15 protein-coding genes are annotated in these 17207 nt (G+C 37.9%); 6 read left to right on the forward strand and 9 right to left on the reverse strand.

Annotated elements, in window-relative coordinates; translation table 11 throughout:
- Nucleotides 1-91 precede the first annotated feature (91 nt).
- Nucleotides 92-2455 (forward strand): M28 family peptidase, encoded by a 2364-nt coding sequence (locus MED134_RS09705; RefSeq protein WP_038598352.1) that lies wholly within the window; start codon nt 92-94, stop codon nt 2453-2455.
- A 37-nt stretch (nt 2456-2492) separates the two neighbouring features.
- Nucleotides 2493-3296 (forward strand): SDR family oxidoreductase, encoded by an 804-nt coding sequence (locus tag MED134_RS09710; protein ID WP_038598354.1) that lies wholly within the window; start codon nt 2493-2495, stop codon nt 3294-3296.
- 97 nt (nt 3297-3393) lie between these two features.
- Here the strand turns inward: MED134_RS09710 and MED134_RS09715 are convergent, their stop codons facing one another.
- The 4 genes from MED134_RS09715 to MED134_RS09730 form a co-directional block, all read right to left on the reverse strand.
- Nucleotides 3394-5454: a M13 family metallopeptidase gene (locus MED134_RS09715; protein ID WP_038598356.1), complete on the reverse strand. Its 2061-nt coding sequence runs from the start codon at nt 5452-5454 to the stop codon at nt 3394-3396.
- A gap of 104 nt (nt 5455-5558) precedes the next feature.
- Nucleotides 5559-8960 (reverse strand): T9SS type A sorting domain-containing protein, encoded by a 3402-nt coding sequence (locus MED134_RS09720; RefSeq protein WP_038598359.1) that lies wholly within the window; start codon nt 8958-8960, stop codon nt 5559-5561.
- A gap of 139 nt (nt 8961-9099) precedes the next feature.
- Nucleotides 9100-9609 carry a nuclear transport factor 2 family protein gene (locus MED134_RS09725; RefSeq protein WP_038598361.1) on the reverse strand — a complete coding sequence of 170 codons (510 nt, stop codon included), beginning with the start codon at nt 9607-9609 and terminating at the stop codon, nt 9100-9102.
- Between the two features lie 15 nt (nt 9610-9624).
- Nucleotides 9625-10227 carry a hypothetical protein gene (locus tag MED134_RS09730; protein WP_148305655.1) on the reverse strand — a complete coding sequence of 201 codons (603 nt, stop codon included), beginning with the start codon at nt 10225-10227 and terminating at the stop codon, nt 9625-9627.
- A gap of 593 nt (nt 10228-10820) precedes the next feature.
- On the opposite strand from MED134_RS09730, the gene MED134_RS09735 reads away from it, so the two are divergent.
- The 3 genes from MED134_RS09735 to arfB are packed head-to-tail and all read left to right on the forward strand — an operon-like array spanning nt 10821 to nt 12313.
- Nucleotides 10821-11771, forward strand: a complete 951-nt coding sequence (locus tag MED134_RS09735) for an NAD-dependent epimerase/dehydratase family protein (RefSeq protein ID WP_038598366.1) — start codon at nt 10821-10823, stop codon at nt 11769-11771.
- 10 nt (nt 11772-11781) lie between these two features.
- Complete coding sequence (locus MED134_RS14885; protein ID WP_084811657.1) at nt 11782-11919, forward strand: DUF2256 domain-containing protein; 138 nt, start codon at nt 11782-11784, stop codon at nt 11917-11919.
- Nucleotides 11912-12313: an alternative ribosome rescue aminoacyl-tRNA hydrolase ArfB gene (gene arfB / locus MED134_RS09740; protein ID WP_038598368.1), complete on the forward strand. Its 402-nt coding sequence runs from the start codon at nt 11912-11914 to the stop codon at nt 12311-12313. Before MED134_RS14885 ends, arfB begins: the two co-directional genes overlap by 8 nt.
- Nucleotides 12314-12385: 72 nt before the next feature.
- On the opposite strand, the gene azu is transcribed toward arfB, so the two are convergent.
- Complete coding sequence (gene azu / locus MED134_RS09745; protein ID WP_035326473.1) at nt 12386-12892, reverse strand: azurin; 507 nt, start codon at nt 12890-12892, stop codon at nt 12386-12388.
- A 48-nt stretch (nt 12893-12940) separates the two neighbouring features.
- Nucleotides 12941-13909, reverse strand: a complete 969-nt coding sequence (locus tag MED134_RS09750) for a YheT family hydrolase (RefSeq protein WP_038598371.1) — start codon at nt 13907-13909, stop codon at nt 12941-12943.
- 219 nt (nt 13910-14128) lie between these two features.
- Here MED134_RS09750 and MED134_RS09755 point away from each other — a divergent pair, with 219 nt between their 5' ends.
- Complete coding sequence (locus tag MED134_RS09755; RefSeq protein ID WP_038598374.1) at nt 14129-14605, forward strand: acyl-CoA thioesterase; 477 nt, start codon at nt 14129-14131, stop codon at nt 14603-14605.
- A gap of 47 nt (nt 14606-14652) precedes the next feature.
- Here MED134_RS09755 and MED134_RS09760 read toward each other — a convergent pair whose 3' ends face one another.
- The 3 genes from MED134_RS09760 to MED134_RS09770 form a co-directional block, all read right to left on the reverse strand.
- Nucleotides 14653-15021 carry a nuclear transport factor 2 family protein gene (locus MED134_RS09760; RefSeq protein WP_038598377.1) on the reverse strand — a complete coding sequence of 123 codons (369 nt, stop codon included), beginning with the start codon at nt 15019-15021 and terminating at the stop codon, nt 14653-14655.
- Nucleotides 15022-15190: 169 nt separating this feature from the next.
- Entirely contained in the window at nt 15191-16321 is a 1131-nt protein-coding gene (locus MED134_RS09765; protein WP_052084209.1) for a peptidogalycan biosysnthesis protein, read from the reverse strand.
- On the reverse strand, nt 16314-17207 hold the full coding sequence (locus tag MED134_RS09770) for a DMT family transporter (RefSeq protein WP_038598380.1): 894 nt from the start codon (nt 17205-17207) through the stop codon (nt 16314-16316). Before MED134_RS09770 ends, MED134_RS09765 begins: the two co-directional genes overlap by 8 nt.

The following is a 17207-nucleotide window of genomic DNA, read 5'->3' on the forward strand; positions in this document are numbered from 1 at the left end:
TCATTTATATTTAATAAGTTGTGTTACGCTTTCGCGAAAGCGTACTCCAAACCTATAAATTTGTATTTTACAAGCACCAAACCAATAACAAATGAAGCGCCTTAAACATTTCTTCTCATTATTTGTACTCCTCTTTCTTGTGTGGTTAAGCTTTAAATCGCTTTTACCAGAGACGGCATCTTCTGGAGATGTACCATTCACTGAGTTCTCTACAGAACGTGCAATGAGCCAACTCAAAGTAATCTCTCAAAAACCTCACTACGTAGGGTCATCTGCACACGCAGAAGTGCGTGGGTATATTATAGATGAGCTTAAGAAACTAGGTCTTGAGTCTTCTGTGCAAGAGGGATATGTACTAGACTCTTGGTGGGGATCAAGTACCTTAGTAAAGCCAAAAAACATAGTGGCACGTTATAAAGGAACCGGCACGGGTAAGGCAGTATTATTAATGTCGCATTATGATAGTGCTCCGCATAGTAAGTCTCACGGGGCGAGCGATGCGGGGTCTGGAGTGGTGACTGTGTTAGAAAGTTTAAGAGCCTATCTAGCAGCTGGAGTTGAGCCAGAAAATGATATTATCGTGCTATTTACAGACTCTGAAGAGTTAGGTCTAGACGGTGCTACGTTATTTGTAAAAGAACACCCTTGGGCAAAAGATGTGGGTATTGCCTTAAACTTTGAAGCTAGAGGCTCTTCTGGACCTTCTAATATGATTGTGGAGACTAATGGGGGTAATGAAAATCTCATTAAAGAGTTTGAGAAGGCTGGACTTGAGTACCCCGTGGCTACATCATTAATGTATAGTATATATAAAATGCTACCTAATGATACAGACTCTACAGTGCTCCGTGAAGATGGTGATATACCAGGTTTTTTCTTTGCTTTTATAGACAGTCATTATAATTATCATACGGTAAATGATACTGTAGATAATCTTGACCCGCGCACACTTGAGCATCAAGGACAGTACTTATTGCCGCTTATCAAGCACTTTGCTCAAGTAGATTTATCTAGCATTAAATCTAGTGAGGATAGGGTATATTTTGACACACCACTACTTACTTTTGTTTCATATCCGTTTGTTTGGGTATTACCTATGGCTATTATTGCCTTGGTAGTGTTCATACTTTTATTAATTAAAGGTTTTAGAGATAAAAAGTTAAGGGGAGGTCCTGTAGGGCGAGGTTTTTTAGCACTTTTTATTTCCCTAGGATGTGCTTTACTACTTCTACAAATATTTGTGTGGTTAATGCCATCATTATACCCTCAGTATAATGATATGTTGCCAGTATTTATTTATAATGGTCACTGGTATACGATTGCTTTTGTGATGATGTCACTAGCGTTTAGCTTCGGCGTATATAGTCGTTTATGTAAACTAGAACATACAGCAAGTACTTATGTAGCCCCACTTGCTTTATGGGTTATTATAAATATGATGGTCGCTATATATCTTAAAGGGGCTGGTTACTTTATTATTCCATTATTATTTGGTCTTGTTGCCTTTTTTGTAATGATTAAGCAAAAGAAACCAAGCGTTATATTAATGCTTTTACTGGTAGCGCCAGCATTATTTGTGTTTTCACCATTAGTCCAGTTTTTCCCTGTGGGCTTAGGACCATCTGCATACTGGATTTCTATACTTTTTACAGTGCTAGTATTTGGTTTATCATTACCCGTAATAGGCTATTACAAGAGTAAGCGCTTTTTAGGTTATATAGGTTTAATACTTACGTTTGTATTTTTAGGAGTAGCACACGCAAAGTCTGATTATACAGAAGAGAGGCAAAAGCCTAATAGCTTATTATATTACCACAATGATAGTGATAGTAATGCTTACTGGGTCACCTATGATGATTATATAGATAGTTGGGTAGAGGGATATCTAGGGTCTAACCCCAAAGCTGCCAGTGAGTATATCACAAATGCTTCTGGAGGCAAGTATAATACCTCCTTTAGCTATGCAAAGGAAACCTCTGTTATAGACCTTGAAAAAACTATCATTATCAAAGAAAAAGATGAGGTTGTAGATGGAAATAGAGAGGTAACGTTGAGCATAAGACCACAGCGACGTATTAATAGAATACGTCTCTTTGCAGATAAGAATACGCCGTTTAAAATGCTATCTTATAATAAAAAAGAATATAAGCCAGATAGCACGGCATCTTTATATAAGAAGAGATGGAGTAATGCTCTACTAAGTTATTATATGGGAGCAGATGAGGAGCTTGAATTTAGTTTTGTGGTGCCTGCCGGAGTAGATCCAAAAATAAGTTTTAGAGAATACTCTTTTGACTTATTAGAAAATTCAAAATTCACAGTATCTGCCAGACCAGAAACGATGATGCCTAAACCCTTTGTCGTAAATGATGCCATTATTATAGAGCGCGCGATTAACATAAATGAGCTGGCATTTGCCACTCCACAAAGTGACACACTACAGGTACAAGAATAGTACAGTATTTTAAAATCCCCGTGATAATGGGACACATATGACTAAAAGAATAACTATTGCAGGATTAGGCTGGTTAGGGCAACCACTAGCATCACATCTCAAATTATATGGTTACCAAGTAAAAGGTAGCGTCACAGATACAGAGAAGGCAAAAGCACTTACAAAAAGTGGCATTACAGCGTACCCAGTTGTTTTAGCAGAGGCAGGTGTGTCTGGACTTGTAGACACCTTGCTTGTTGATACCGATGTGCTTATGATAATGATACCTCCAGGGCTACGTAGAAATACTGGAGCGAATTATGCACTTAAAATGGCTCACTTTTTACATCAAGTAGAAAAATCACAAATAGAAAAAGTTATTCTAGTAAGTAGCACTTCAGTATATGATGACTCGCAGGGAGTAGTTACAGAAAAAATCGCGCCTAGACCTGAGACTAATGCTGGTAAACAATTACACGATGTAGAGCAAATTTTCTTTAATAACAGTGCTTTTAAGACCACCGTAGTACGTTTTGGAGGACTCTTTGGAGGTAGTAGAAACCCTGTTAAGTTTCTTGCCGGTCGTAAGGGGCTTACTAATGGTAAGGCTCCCGTAAATATGATTCATAGAGATGATTGTATAGGCATTTTAATGGCTATTATAAAGCAGGACGCCTTCGGCCATATTATAAATGCCGTTGCACCTAGCCACCCGTCAAAAAAGGAATATTATACACAGCAAGCACAAGAACTAGGTCTTGAGCCTCCAGAGTACATAGACGAGGATACAGCCACGTTTAAAGAGGTAAATAGTGTAGTTGTAAAACCCGTTTTGAACTACGAGTTTCAGGTTGATTTATAGATTGCTATAACCATTAAATAGTTTAAGTACGCTTTCGCGAAAGCATAAAAAAACCGTCCCTAATGAGACGGTTTTTTAAGTTTATAAAGCGTTTGTATTACCAAATACGCACTCTATCTTCTGGAGCTAGGTAATTTGCATCTCCTTCTTTTATATCAAATGCTTCATAAAAAGCATCTACATTAAGTAAAGGTTGTACAGCACGCACCATACCTGGAGAGTGTGGGTCTGTCTTGATTTGTGTTCTTAAAGCTTCATCACGGCTCTTAGTTCTCCATACGGTTGCCCAAGACATAAAGAAACGTTGTTCTGGCGTAAAGCCGTCTATGTTTTCTGGACGTCCATTTTCTGCATAGTATTTCTGAAGACCGTCATAAGCTCCTAGTACTCCTCCTAGATCACCTATGTTTTCACCTAGTGTAAACTTACCGTTTACAAAAACGCTGTCTAGTACTTCTACATTGCTGTATTGTTCTGCAAGTGCATTACCACGTTTTGTGAAAGCCTCAAGGTCTGACTCTGTCCACCAGTTTTTTAGATTACCCTCTGCATCAAAACGTGCTCCACTATCATCAAAGGCGTGTGAAATCTCGTGACCTATTACGGCACCTATACCTCCATAATTTACAGCCTCATCTGCCGTGTAGTTGTAAAATGGTGGCTGTAATATTGCTGCAGGAAAAACAATCTCATTGTTAAGCGGGTTGAAGTATGCATTAACCGTTTGTGGTGACATTCCCCACTTAGATTTATCTACAGGTTCACCTATATCTTCATAATTTTTAAGTTGACCCCATTTACCTACTGCTGTCATATTTTCAAAATAGGTCTTATCTGCAGATACCTCCATTGTAGAGTAATCTTCCCACTTGTTTGGATATGCAATCTTAACTGTAAATTTATCAAGCTTTTCGATTGCTTTTTCTTTAGTCTCTTCTCCCATCCAGTCTAAATTCTGGATACGGTTTTTGTAAGCATCAATCACGTTTGCAATCATTGTTTCTGCCTTTGCTTTTGCCTCTGGCGGAAACTTTGCATCTACATATAGCTGCCCTAGAGCTTCTCCTACGGTACCGTTTACAGTTGCAAGCGCACGCTCATCTGCTGGGCGTTGCTTTTTTGCACCGCTTAGGTATTTACTATAAAACTCCCAGTTTGCTGTTTCAACATCAGTACTTAGTCTACCGGCAGCACTATTAAAAGTATCCCAGCGTACGAGTGTTTTTATATCTTCAATAGATGTGTTATTTAAAAATTTGTCTAAGGCTGCAGTATACTTAAGCTGTGTTACCGTGAGGGTGTCAAATTCTTTTTTGATACCCAAGTCTTTGATCATCTTTTTAAGATCTACAGATGTTAGCATTGCATCTGCCTCTTCTACAGAACGTGGATTGTTAAAGTTACGAGCATCACGGCTTTCTACTTTATCTAGTCTAGGTATAGCAAGTGCAGTCTCCATCTCAAGAATTTTTTCTGCAGCTGCTGTGGCATCTACTTCAGAGTCACCTAGCATTTGTAACATTCTTGCGATGTGCTTTTTGTACTCTACACGTATCTCTTTAGACTTACTGTCTTCTAAGATGTAATAGTCACGGTCTGGAAGACCTAAACCATTTGCGCCTAGATAAACAGTATTCATTGAGCTATCATTAAGATCTGCTCCAGCACCTATACTTAAAAATGGAGAAGATACTGCAGGGTTTGTAGCAAGTACGGTTTGTAACTCTGCGAGGTTTGTAACACCGGCAATATCATCTAGTGCTGGCTGTAATGGTTTTAATCCGGCTTCATTTCGCGCAAGCGTATCTAACTTTGTATTAAAGATTGCTAGTGCTTTTGCTTGGTCTGTGCCAGCAGTGTACATCCCACTTTTTTCTGCTTCATCAAGTATAGCAAGAACATCTGCATCTGTAGATTTACGTAGTACAGAAAAGCCTCCCCAGCTTGTACGATCATCAGGTATCTCTGTGTTTTTCATCCAAGAGCCATTTACGTAGTTGTAAAAGTCTTGATTAGGAGTTACAGAAGTATCCATATTTTCAAGTACGATACCTGGAATTTCTTCTGTTTTGGCTTTGTCTTTTGGACCTTCTGTTTTACAACTTACCAGAGTAAGTGCGCAAGAGGCTACAATTGCAGCCGATTTATAAAGTTTCATAGTGTTATGAGTGTTTGAAATTATATCTGAATAAGACGTTATTAATTTTGGATTGTTACAAAGTTAATAAAACAAAAAGCCCTCTTTTAAGAGGGCTTGATTAGTTAGTTGCGTATCAGCTTTTTGGTTATTTGCTTTGTACCTGTATTGAGTTTAAGTAAATATAAACCGGTGGCAAATGAGCTCATATCTAATGGATAGGCAGTCTCACCTGCAGCGGTTGTAATAGGTTTTACCACTACCTTACCTAAGATGTCATAAACTTCTATAGTAAGCGGAGTTCCTTGAGACCAGTTGATGTTAAAGACGCCATTTGAGGGATTTGGGTGAATGCTAAGACCTGAAATAGAAACCTCATCTATAGCAAGTGGCTCAAGACCTATTTGTAAATCGTCTAATAATACACCTTCTCTCACCGTGTTCTGATCTGAGTGGAAAACAAATCTAAAGATCATACTGGTCTCTGCGGCAAAGGCGGTAAGGTCATAGCTATACTCGTTAAGCGATGTGTCGTTGTCACCTGTCCACTGTGCTCCTGGGCAGTTAAAGCAATTGTTACCCGGTAAGGTATCACTGTTATACCAGTTAGGGTCATTTGCTGTTCCTAATATATTCCAAGTAACGCCATTATCTGTAGTATACTCCATATACATAATATCCCAATCATTTTCTAGCTCAAAAGCCATCTGAAATGAAATTTGAGGTACTTCTAGTGCAGATATGTCATAACATTTAGTAGTTAAAAATTCTTTGATATTATCACCGTGATCACCACCTAAGTTAGTCGCATATACATTCTGACCAGATGCTGCTTGATTAAGAGCTGGGCCCGAAGGGATCCCTCTTTGCCAGGTTGTGTTACTAGAGTCACAATTACTTGCATTGCTATTTTCGGTAAGTATAAGAAGTGCATCTTCTTCTGTTTCAAAGTCATTTATAAGATCGCCTTCGCCTACTGCATTTACAGCTAGAATGGTTCTTGAGTCATTATTATCTACTACTTGATCACCATTTAATATAACTTCTGCCACAAGCTCATATGTCCCTGTAGAGAGACCTAGCACTGGCAACTCAATTGTAGTAGACTCTTGTGATGCAAGTGATCCCGACCAATCTATTGAATTTGAAATACCACCAGCTTGATAATTTATGGTCGCAGTTGTAACTACATCTGTACCACTATTTATAAAAGTAAGTTCTGTAGGGATTTCTTCACAAGAGAGGGCTTGATTACCTATAGGTGCTAATGAAGTAGTAGCGATATCTAGCGCTATGGGCTCTGTATCTATGTTAGTTTGCCAGATGCCACGACCGTAGGTAGCTGCCGTAAGAATACCATTAGATTCATTAATATCTAAGTCACGTACAGCAGTATTAGGTAATCCATTATCAAAGGTCTCCCAGTCGTTTGTAACATCATCATATCTCCAAACTCCAAGTGCTGTACCAAGATATAGTGGGTTTTCTGAGTGTAAGTTTTGATGCTTTATAACTAGTTTAGGAATGTTAGGTAATGAGCCGGTTATTTCGGTTGCCGTAATGTCTGTGCCTGTAATGTTTGCTTCATATACTTTACCTGAGGTTCCAGCGGTAACAATATATAATGTTGAGCTATCTCCATTTTTCACTTCAAGTGAAGATATATTATTTGAAAAGTTAGTCACAAAAGCAAAATTATCACCGCTGTTAGAACTTTTGTATAGTTGATTATCAACCGCTACATACATTACCTCTTCATCATTTGGGTCTGTCTCAAGGTAATCAATACGAGTACCAAAAGACGATGAACGTTGTACCCAAGTATTAGAACAAAAATCTAATTCATAAAGACTAGTATATCCCGCATATAGTCTACTATCTTTTGCAAAGGCTAGAGGTGTTATCCAGTTACCATTTTCTGGAGCGCTAAAAGCTCCTGCGAGTGATGCTCCTCCATTATTTGAAAAATAAGGACCACCGCCACCTTGTATAAATCCGTAAACTCTGTTTGGGTCATTTGGATCAAATACATTCTCCATTCCATCTGCTCCATAATAGTTTTGCCATTGCTCGTTAAGGCGAGCATAACCACCGTTATCTTGTAATCCTCCAGAAATAAGAGAAGCGTCTGTAGCAGCTACATCTATTCTATAAAATTGTCCTATTGCTAGACCATCTGTAATGCTTGTAAAACTAGCGCCACCATCTGTAGATGTGTAAATACCACCATCACTCCCACAATAAAGAGTTCCGTTTATAAATCGTAGGTTATGAATGTCTGCGTGGGTATATGCTGCTTGGTTTGGTGAACTCCAGTCGTTAAGTTGTGTGAAGTTTGCGCCACCATTAGTAGATTTCCATACATTTAGTATTCCTGTGTAAATTTCGTCTTCATTTGTGTCTGAAACGGCAAATGCCATATCAAACCAGGCTTGTGTACTCTGGAAAATATCTTGACCTCCAGTAAAAGTTTCTATAAAGCTATCTGCACTATCTGTAGATTTAAATATTGATCCAGAACCAAAACTTGAATCAGATCTAAACACATAGAGTACTTCTGGATTTGCTGGGGTTACATCTAGTACGAGTCTTGCTGCGCCAGTAATGACTCCAGCAGATATGTTTGTCCAAGTATCTCCAGCATCTAGAGATCTATAAACTCTATTTGAAGTAGCTGCATACAGCACATCAGAGCTTCCTGGTTTTACTTTTAAGTCGTCAAAGTCGCCTGTGATTTTGTTTTCCCAAGTTAGACCACTATCTGTCGTTTTATAAACACCATCGCTAGTTGCAAGCCATAGTGTTTTATTGTCTGCAGGGTCAAAGTAAATCTCATTCATTGTTAAAGGAGAATTACTTTCATTAAGACCTGTGGTGTTCCAAGTAACACCACCATCTGTAGATTTCATCACGCCTATACTTGTAGAGTCACCAGCATCATCATCACCAGTGGCAATGTATATGATATTACTATCGGTAGGATCAATAGCGATACCAGACACTCCTATTTGTGGTAGTTGGTCTGTAAGAGGTGTCCACGTTGCGCCTGTGTCTGTAGACTTCCAGATACCTCCAGCTGGAGCACCTATATAAATAACAGCAGGGTTTGCTGGGTCTACAGCCATCGCGTTTACACGCCCTTGGCCTGCAGACCAAGAGCCTGTATTAGTATGAGTAAGAGGGCCTATGTTTACCCAATCGCTCTCATCTGTTTGTGCCGCTCGTGAAGAGCTGTTTACGTCTTGCCATACGTCCCAAAGTTGCTTTTGAGTCATTACGGTACCATCATCATTAAGATAATTTTGGTGAAAAGATTCCCATCTTTTAAATGGTTTGTAACCGCTTCCTTTTACGGTCTCATCTTTGTCTTCCCAATACAGTTCAAAAGCATTTACAATTTCTTGAAAAGTGGGTTCTGTGGTTCGGTTAGGATTGTTAAAAGTTTCCATCCACGGGGCAGATGTACCTATTTGAGCAACAGATACTCCCGCAACTAGGCAAAGACCTAGTACTAGTAGTTTTTTCATTGTAGTTTTATTAGGCGATAAATATAATGCAGTAAATGTATTTTACACAATTATTTCTCTATAAAACCAACAAAAAATCTACATAATATCAAGATAACCTTTAAAAAGCTGAGATTTTAATAAAATAAACATCTTTTGCTTACTGTTTTTTGCGCATTTTCTCGATGTAGCGAGTGTCCCATTCACTTTTCATTTTGGTAAGCTCAGACACATTTTCATTAGGCACTGCAATAGATAAGACATAGTGGTGCACTTTCCAGTTGCCGTTTATTTTTTTTAGAACTCCAGAGCCTCTGCAAATCCCCATTTGTGTTTCTAAATGTTCATCAAACCAAGCAATACTTGGGTTTAATCCCTCTACATACACATTTCTATCTATAGCCTTAAATGACCAAGCACGACCTTTATCAAAATGAGGTTTTGAGTAATTTTTAAAAGACTCCACATCCCAAATTTCTGTTGCATCTGTTCCTACAAAAATGGCAGTATCTGTCATTAAAGCAAAGTAGGCCTCAAAATCTGCGTTAGATGCTGCTTGATGCCACGCATCTAAGGCTGTTGTGATAGATGTCTCAATAGAGTCATTATCTTGCGCAAGTGTAGTTGTAGTAATGCCGATAAGAACAAAAAGGGTAGCTATAAATTTCATAATTTACTGTATTTATTAATCTTCAAGAATTTCTTTTTCTTCCCCATCACCATCAGGCTCTTCATTCTCAAGTTTTATTTCTTCTAGTAAATCTCTAAAGCTTGTGTTGAACGCCTCATTGAGTTGTAAATTGAGATCCTGGTAGGCATTATGTAAATCTCCTATTTGCTTAGACAGTATTTCTGAGTTTGGTTTGTTTAAAAAAGCTTCATTTTTAAGCACTTTTACCTTTGTCTCAATGGCAATGAGTCTTGCTTGTATTGCGTTAGACAATGTTTCTTTAGGAGCAACTTGCACCTCTGCCTCTTCTGCTTCTGCCTTTGCTTCATATAGGTTGTCAAATTTTTGAATCTTATTTTTTAAAACGCCCAGTGTAGGTATTTGTAAACTATCTATCGCTACAGATAGATCCCTGTATAAAGGCCAGTTTGCTACACCTTCTTTTGCTTGTGGTGTAAGGCCTATTTTTGGTTTAAGATTAGCAGGTTTTGCTATAGATAAAGTGTCTTTTCCTAGTGTTTGCTCTTGGGTAGTGATTTCTTGAGGTGTTTGCTTTTCAGAGCAAGCATTTAGCATAAACACCAAAATAAATAATAATAAAACAGATAAATATCTCATAGAATATCGCGTAAAGACATAACAAAAGTAGGGCAAATGCATATATGTGAGCAATAATTTAGAATATCATTATCATATTTATATTTTTCATATTGATGTGTACACAAAAGTTGGATAGGTGAAGCTAAAGACAAACAATAAAGTGTTCACTGATATTGGATAAGTCTAACAATTTTTTTTGTTGTAAATTTCCTACATAACATTTTAATTAGAATAGTTGAAATGTATTTAAAACCCAATAAATAGGTTTTTAGGCTAGAGAACTCATCCAAGAGTTGTATACACATACCCCTTTTAAGGCACTAGTGCAATTCTATATGTCTACAACTATTGGATAGGTTAAAGGGGTTTAATAGTGCTTCAATCAGTTTTAATGAGCTTTAATAGGTGTTAAACAAAAGTCATCCAACTTTTGTAGACACATTCATCCAAGAGTTGTAGACACATTGTTTTATTAGTCATCTAAGTCTACTAATTTAGGAGTGTTCAAAATGCTTAGAACAATAGCTAAAGAATCTGTTGTAGTTTTATCTGGCTGTTTATGACTAAGTTTGTCTACGCTTTCGCGAAAGCGTACTTCAAAACACACACAAATGAAATCAAGAATACTCATAATAGGAGCCTGCGGCCAGATAGGCACAGAACTTACACTCACCTTAAGAAATAGATTTGGTGCAGATAAGGTAGTTGCCAGTGATATACGCGAGGGTAATGAAGACATAATGGGTGAGGGGCATTTTGAACTACTAGATGCTACAGACCTTGCAGCAGTAGAAGATGTAATATTTAGATACAAGGTAGATACCGTGTACCTTATGGCAGCAATGCTTAGTGCTATTGCAGAGCGTTTTCCAGCAAAGGCCTGGCATCTTAATATGACCTCTTTATTTAACGTACTTAACCTAGCAAAAGATAAGAAGGTAAAAAAAGTTTTCTGGCCATCTAGTATAGCTGTTTTTGGTGAGACTACACCAGCTCAAAACACACCACAACTCACCGTTATGGAACCATCTACCGTGTACGGGATTTCAAAACAGACAGGAGAGCGCTGGTGTGAGTATTATCATAATAAATATGACGTAGATGTACGTAGCATACGTTACCCAGGCCTTATAAGTTATACAACAGAGCCAGGAGGAGGAACAACAGACTATGCTGTAGACATCTATCATAGAGCTCTTAAACACGGCCAGTACCGTAGCTTCCTTAATAAAGGAACAATATTGCCTATGATGTATATGGATGATGCCATAAGAGCAACTATAGGCATTATGGATGCGCCAAAAAAGAATATAAAAGTACGCTCATCATACAACCTAGCCGGAGTAAGTTATGCCCCAGAAGATGTTGCAGCAAGTATACAAAAGGTAATACCTAGCTTTGAGATAAGCTACGAGCCGGACTTTAGACAGGCCATTGCAGACTCTTGGCCAGAGTCTATAGATGACAGTGTTGCGCGCAAGGATTGGGGCTGGGAGCATAAATTTGACCTAGATGCCATCACAAAAATAATGCTCGATAATCTAGAAGAACGATATAAATAAGTACACTTACGTGAAAAAGAGAGACCTCCCCACAAAAGATTGTCCCGTTTGTAAACGTCCATTTACCTGGCGTAAAAAGTGGGAGAAAAACTGGGCAGAGGTCATTTACTGCAGCGAGCGCTGCCGAAGAAATAAAAACAGTGCATAGAGAACAGCTCTTACAAGAATTATCATTTAAGGCTTCAAAAAGCAGTGGCCCGGGTGGACAGCACGCAAATAAAACAAGTTCTAGAATAGAGTTGAGCTGGTCGTTACCAGAAACCCTTGCATTTACAGAAGAAGAAATAGTACGCCTTACTGATAAGCTCGCTCACAGACTCACTAAGGAAGGGGTGCTGCAGCTTGCTTCACAAGCATCACGTAGCCAGCATAAAAATAAAGATGATGTCATAAAGCGCTTTTTCTCTTTGCTAGAGGTTGCCATACAAGTACCTAAAGTGAGAAAGAAAAAACGTCCATCTAAACTTGCCAAGCTAAAACGCCTTAAAGCCAAAAAGGAACAGTCAGAAAAAAAGGCAAATCGTAAGCGACCAGAGTTTTAGAAGAACTGTTTTAAAATTAAAAGCCCTGTAAACGCATTGTTTACAGGGCTTTTAATTTTAAAATAGTGTAGATTACTCTACAATAAATTTTCCTTTCATAAGTCCTGAGTGACCTGGAAAGCTACATATAAAATCATATGTTCCAGCCTCTGGTGCGGTAAAGGTTACAGTAGTAGACTGCCCACCACCTATCATCTTAGTATGAGCTATGATCTGATCTTCATTTGCAATCCAGTCACCAGCTTCACCAGTTGCTGCCGCCGCTGCCGAAAATTCTGGAATAGACGTTCCTGGCTTAAGTAGTACAAAGTTGTGACCCATTATTTTTTTATCAATTTTTCCTGTGTGACGTAGTGTAAGAGTAACCTCTTGACCAGCTTTAACTTTAAGTTCGCTCTTGTCATATTTCATCTGGTCATTTCCTGCAAGTGCAAGATTTACAGATTTTCCATCATCTTTTTTGGTTGTCTTTTTTGAGCCTATCTTTACGGTTTCTTTTTCGGCTTTTTTCTCTTCGCCGCCGCAGCTTATCATAAGTCCTGCAAGTGCAAGAGCAGCTATAATTCCTTTAAATTTCATAGTAGTTCAGTTTAGTTTAAGTTTCTAAAGATAATCAACAACAGCTTTTTACTCAATATAATTTTTAAAAAAGTCAAAGGTGCGTAACTCATTGTAGTAATACTCTCCTTTCATATAAAAGCCCACGTGCCCTCCGTGATCTGGCATTTCTAAATGTAAGATGTCAGACTGTTTTGCTTGTTCTATAGGGTAGCAGTCACCGTGTAAAAAACTATCATTTTTTGCATTAAGGATAAGGGTAGGGACTTTAATATTTTTTATAAACTGAGCGCTACTTGCTTTTGCATAATAATCTAGTGCATCTTCAAACCCGTGAGCGGGCGCGGTGTATATATCGTCAAAAGATTGTAAACTATTAATTTTCTTATACGACTGCTTACTCATTTTCTCAGGAAAGCGAGACATTTTTTTTCTATACTTTGCACGTAAGTGTACTAAAAAGGAAGTGCGATAAATGACATTTTCTTTTTTTGATAATTGCTCAAGTGACATACGTAAATCTGCGGGTACACCTATGCAGGAGGCTACTTTAACCTCTGTAGGTATATTAGTATGCTCTCCTAGGTATTTTAAAACAGCATTACCTCCCAAGCTCACACCGTAGAGACCTATTTTTTCATATTTACGCTTAACAAGTGTTTCTACAATAAATGCAATGTCACCCGTTTCTCCACTGTGGTAAGACCGGTAGAGTCTATTTTGCACGCCGCTACAGCCCCGTAAATTTACAGCGGCAACATCATAGCCATTTGCGCTTAATAACTTTGCTGTGCCTAGCATATAAGGACGCTGTGCATCACCTTCTAAGCCGTGAAAGAGAACAGCCACCTTTTGATTTTTTCTTGAAACTCGAGCATTTGTCCAGTCTATATCTATAAAGTCACCATCGGGAAGTTCTAAACGCTCTCTAGACTGTTTAACCCCTTTTACACGCCTAATTTTTGCAGAGTAAATGGTAGAAAAATGAGCATCTTTAAATAGTCCGCTTGCGCGAAAATTTGATGAAACTATGGGCATTTAAGGTATGTAGCTTTATATATTTAACATTTTGTAGTACAACATACTACTATCACAAAATTACATAATTATGAGAGGCTAATACCTATATATAGTCATTCTGTAAAAGCTTATTAAGATATTTTTATCGAAAACTACTGTACCTCAAAGAAGCGATTATTGTAATTTTACGACAAGACGGTATTGTCACAAACTTGATTTAATTAGAACAATTTATATATGTACACAAAAGAATTTGATATACGATGGAGTGATATAGATGCAAATCGCCACCTAGCAAACTCAGCTTACGTAAACTTTATGTCTCATACTCGTATGGGCTTTATGATAGAGAATGGTTTAAGCCAGAAGGAGATGGTGGAGTATAACATAGGGCCAGTGATTTTTCACGAGCAAATATTCTTTTTTAAAGAAGCCTTTCAAGGTAGACCTATCACTGTGACCTTTGAGTTAGGTGGAGCTAGTGAGGATGGTATGTTCTTTAAGTTTGTACATAACTTTTATGATTATAAAGGAAGAAACCTAGCTCGCGGAAGTATGCAAGGAGCTTGGATAGATCTTACCACACGTAAAACTACTGGCCTTCCAGAGGCATTAATGCCTATGCTCGAAAATGCGCCAAAAACACCAGACTATAAAGTCTTAACTAAAGAAGATATGAGATCTCACGGGCAGGCGCCTAGAGATAGAGAGTAATAAAAAAATTATAGGAGCAGTATGATGCTGCTCCTATAATGATACTGCTATTGTCCAGGCATATCATAAAAGAATTGCTCTTGAACAATTTTTCCATCCTTTACTTGATAAACTGCTATTTCTGAAGATGTACTGCGTTGCCCGCTAGGCTTATGAGTAGTATCCATATCAAATCGTACAGAAAACCAGTTTTCTGCCACAGTAGGCTCACTTACAGTAGTACTGTGTACGTCAAAAGTATTTTCCCACCATTCTCCTTTTTTTTCTACAGCTTCCATACCCTCAGATCTTGAGTGTTCTGCCCACGATGGTTCGAGACTTACGATGTCTGGGCTGTAAAGTTCTTGATAGCACTTTGCATAATCTCCTTTATTACACCATTCTACTAGATTGTTTGCAATTTCTTGAGTTTTCATAATGAGTTGATTTTTAGGTTGTTTGGTGTAAATATATGTATCTAAATACTGCTTTTGGTAGTCAAAACTTAAAATAAAAGTTAAATTTTTAACACAATTTACTATATTGAAGGAGAATTTAAATGTCAAAAAGTTCAAGCACGTACTTCTAATTGATAGTGCACCAAGTTTATTTTTTAAACGGTGTATGTTGCTTGTATTCTGTCATTTCGATTTGACGCACAAGAGGTTTAAATAACATATTTGCTGCCGTACGACGGTGTTTTATATAACACCGCAGTTGTTCTGGTACAGCACCTAGAGTACTTTTAATTTCAGATGCTGTTCTGCCCAAGTTGATTTCTTTCACCCCTAATGAGAGACCTTGTCTTATATAATCGTTAAGCATTCTTTGGTATACGGCATCTGTTTTATTAAACTCATAGTTAAGTCCTATAAAATGTGCATCAAGCACATTATCTACAATAAAAGCGGTTGAAAATCCCACAAGCATCTCACCTCTACTATAGGTTTTAAAAATGATACGGTCTTTAAAAGCATTTTTTAGCAATGCATAGGTCTCTATTGTAATTGTTAGGGTATTAAAAACAGCCTTGCTAGTTACGTTATTATATAGCAGCTGTAAACTGTCTTTATTGCTTCTTATCTCTGGTGCAGATAGCGATCGTACAGTAAGGTTTTTACTCAATGTATCTGCTCTATTAACCTTTACTCTATACTTAGATTTTAAGGCATTTTTATAACTATCAAAGTCTTTCCACCTTAAATGTAGCCTCATATTTGGTTCTACCGTAAAGGATTGAAAGTGTTCTTTTTCTGCGATGCTAGCAGATGCATCTTCGGTAGCATTAAAGTCCTTTAGGAAAAAGAGGCTTGGTTTTTTTGGTATAGAGAGCTTTTTTAGCTTTCGCGAAAGCGTATCATATACACTTCTTTTATCTATACCGGTTTTTACATAAAGACCATATGCACCGCTCAGAAAGATATTTCCACACACTAGTATATGTGTTTTCTTTCCGCTTAGGTAGCATTGTATACTGCGTGCTAGTTGCTGGGTGAGTGGCACTTTCTCTGAAGCCATATCTAATGAGATATCTATTGCCTGGGTTATGGCAAGAGCTACGGGTTTGTCATTGAGAGAAAATAGAAGGTAGGTGTATGTAATAAGCGGGTTTGCCTTTTCAAACGCGTGTAAGAATGGTTTTGAAAAATAGAAAGTGTCCTGACTGTCTAGTGCTATAAAAACACGATCATCTATATCATTTATACTTGAATATGATGTGCACGTATAATTAGACACTTACTTTTTTTCGTTTTGTACTTAAATATACACCTAAGAAAATAAGCGAAGCTGCTACTACTCTTATAGTAGTGAGGGTGTCTGCTCCTAGTATAATAGCTACAAGCGTAGCTATGAGTGGTTGTAAATAGATAAAGGCCCCTATAGTAGAAGGTTTGAGCTGTCGCAGGGCAAATACATTAAATAGGTATGTTAAGTATGTGGTTCCTATTACTACAAACAACATTACACCTATGACTGAAGGTGGTAAACTAGACCACTGTACTTCGAGAAATTGTGGTAAGGCAATGGGTGCGTTTGTAAATACTGCTATTAAGAAAAACCATTTCATAAGTGTGACCGAGGCATATTTGGCCGTGAGTGGCTTTACTAAAATTAGATAGACGGAGTAGGCAATGGCATTAATTATAAACAGCGTGTTACCTAGGGGTATATTGGGCGCATTAGCTTGAGTTTTTGCGCCAAATAATATAAGAATAAGTGCTCCTACTAGGCCTATAGCAATACCAGACCCTTTGAGCCAAGTGATTTTCTCTTTTAAAAATAAAGCAGATAGAATAAGAAGGATAACTGGAGATAGGGTGATGACCACACTACTGTTTATAGGAGTAGATAGCTGTAACCCCTTAAAAAACATAAGCATATTAATAGTCATTCCAAAAAGAGCACAAAGTATAATGCGCCACCAGTCTTTACGGTCAATCTTTTCTGAGGGTAAAAACAAGCTTGTAATCCAGAATAGTATGGCTGCGCCTAACACTCTAAGCATAATAAACCCATATGCTTCAATGTATTTGGGCATAAGATCTTTTGCCAGCGTGTGGTTCACACCATATATAAAACTAGCGCCAAAGGCAGCAAGAAATGCGAGATGACGCTTACTCAT

Origin of the sequence: Dokdonia sp. MED134 (assembly GCF_000152925.2) — a bacterium.
Classification (GTDB): Bacteria; Bacteroidota; Bacteroidia; order Flavobacteriales; family Flavobacteriaceae; genus Dokdonia.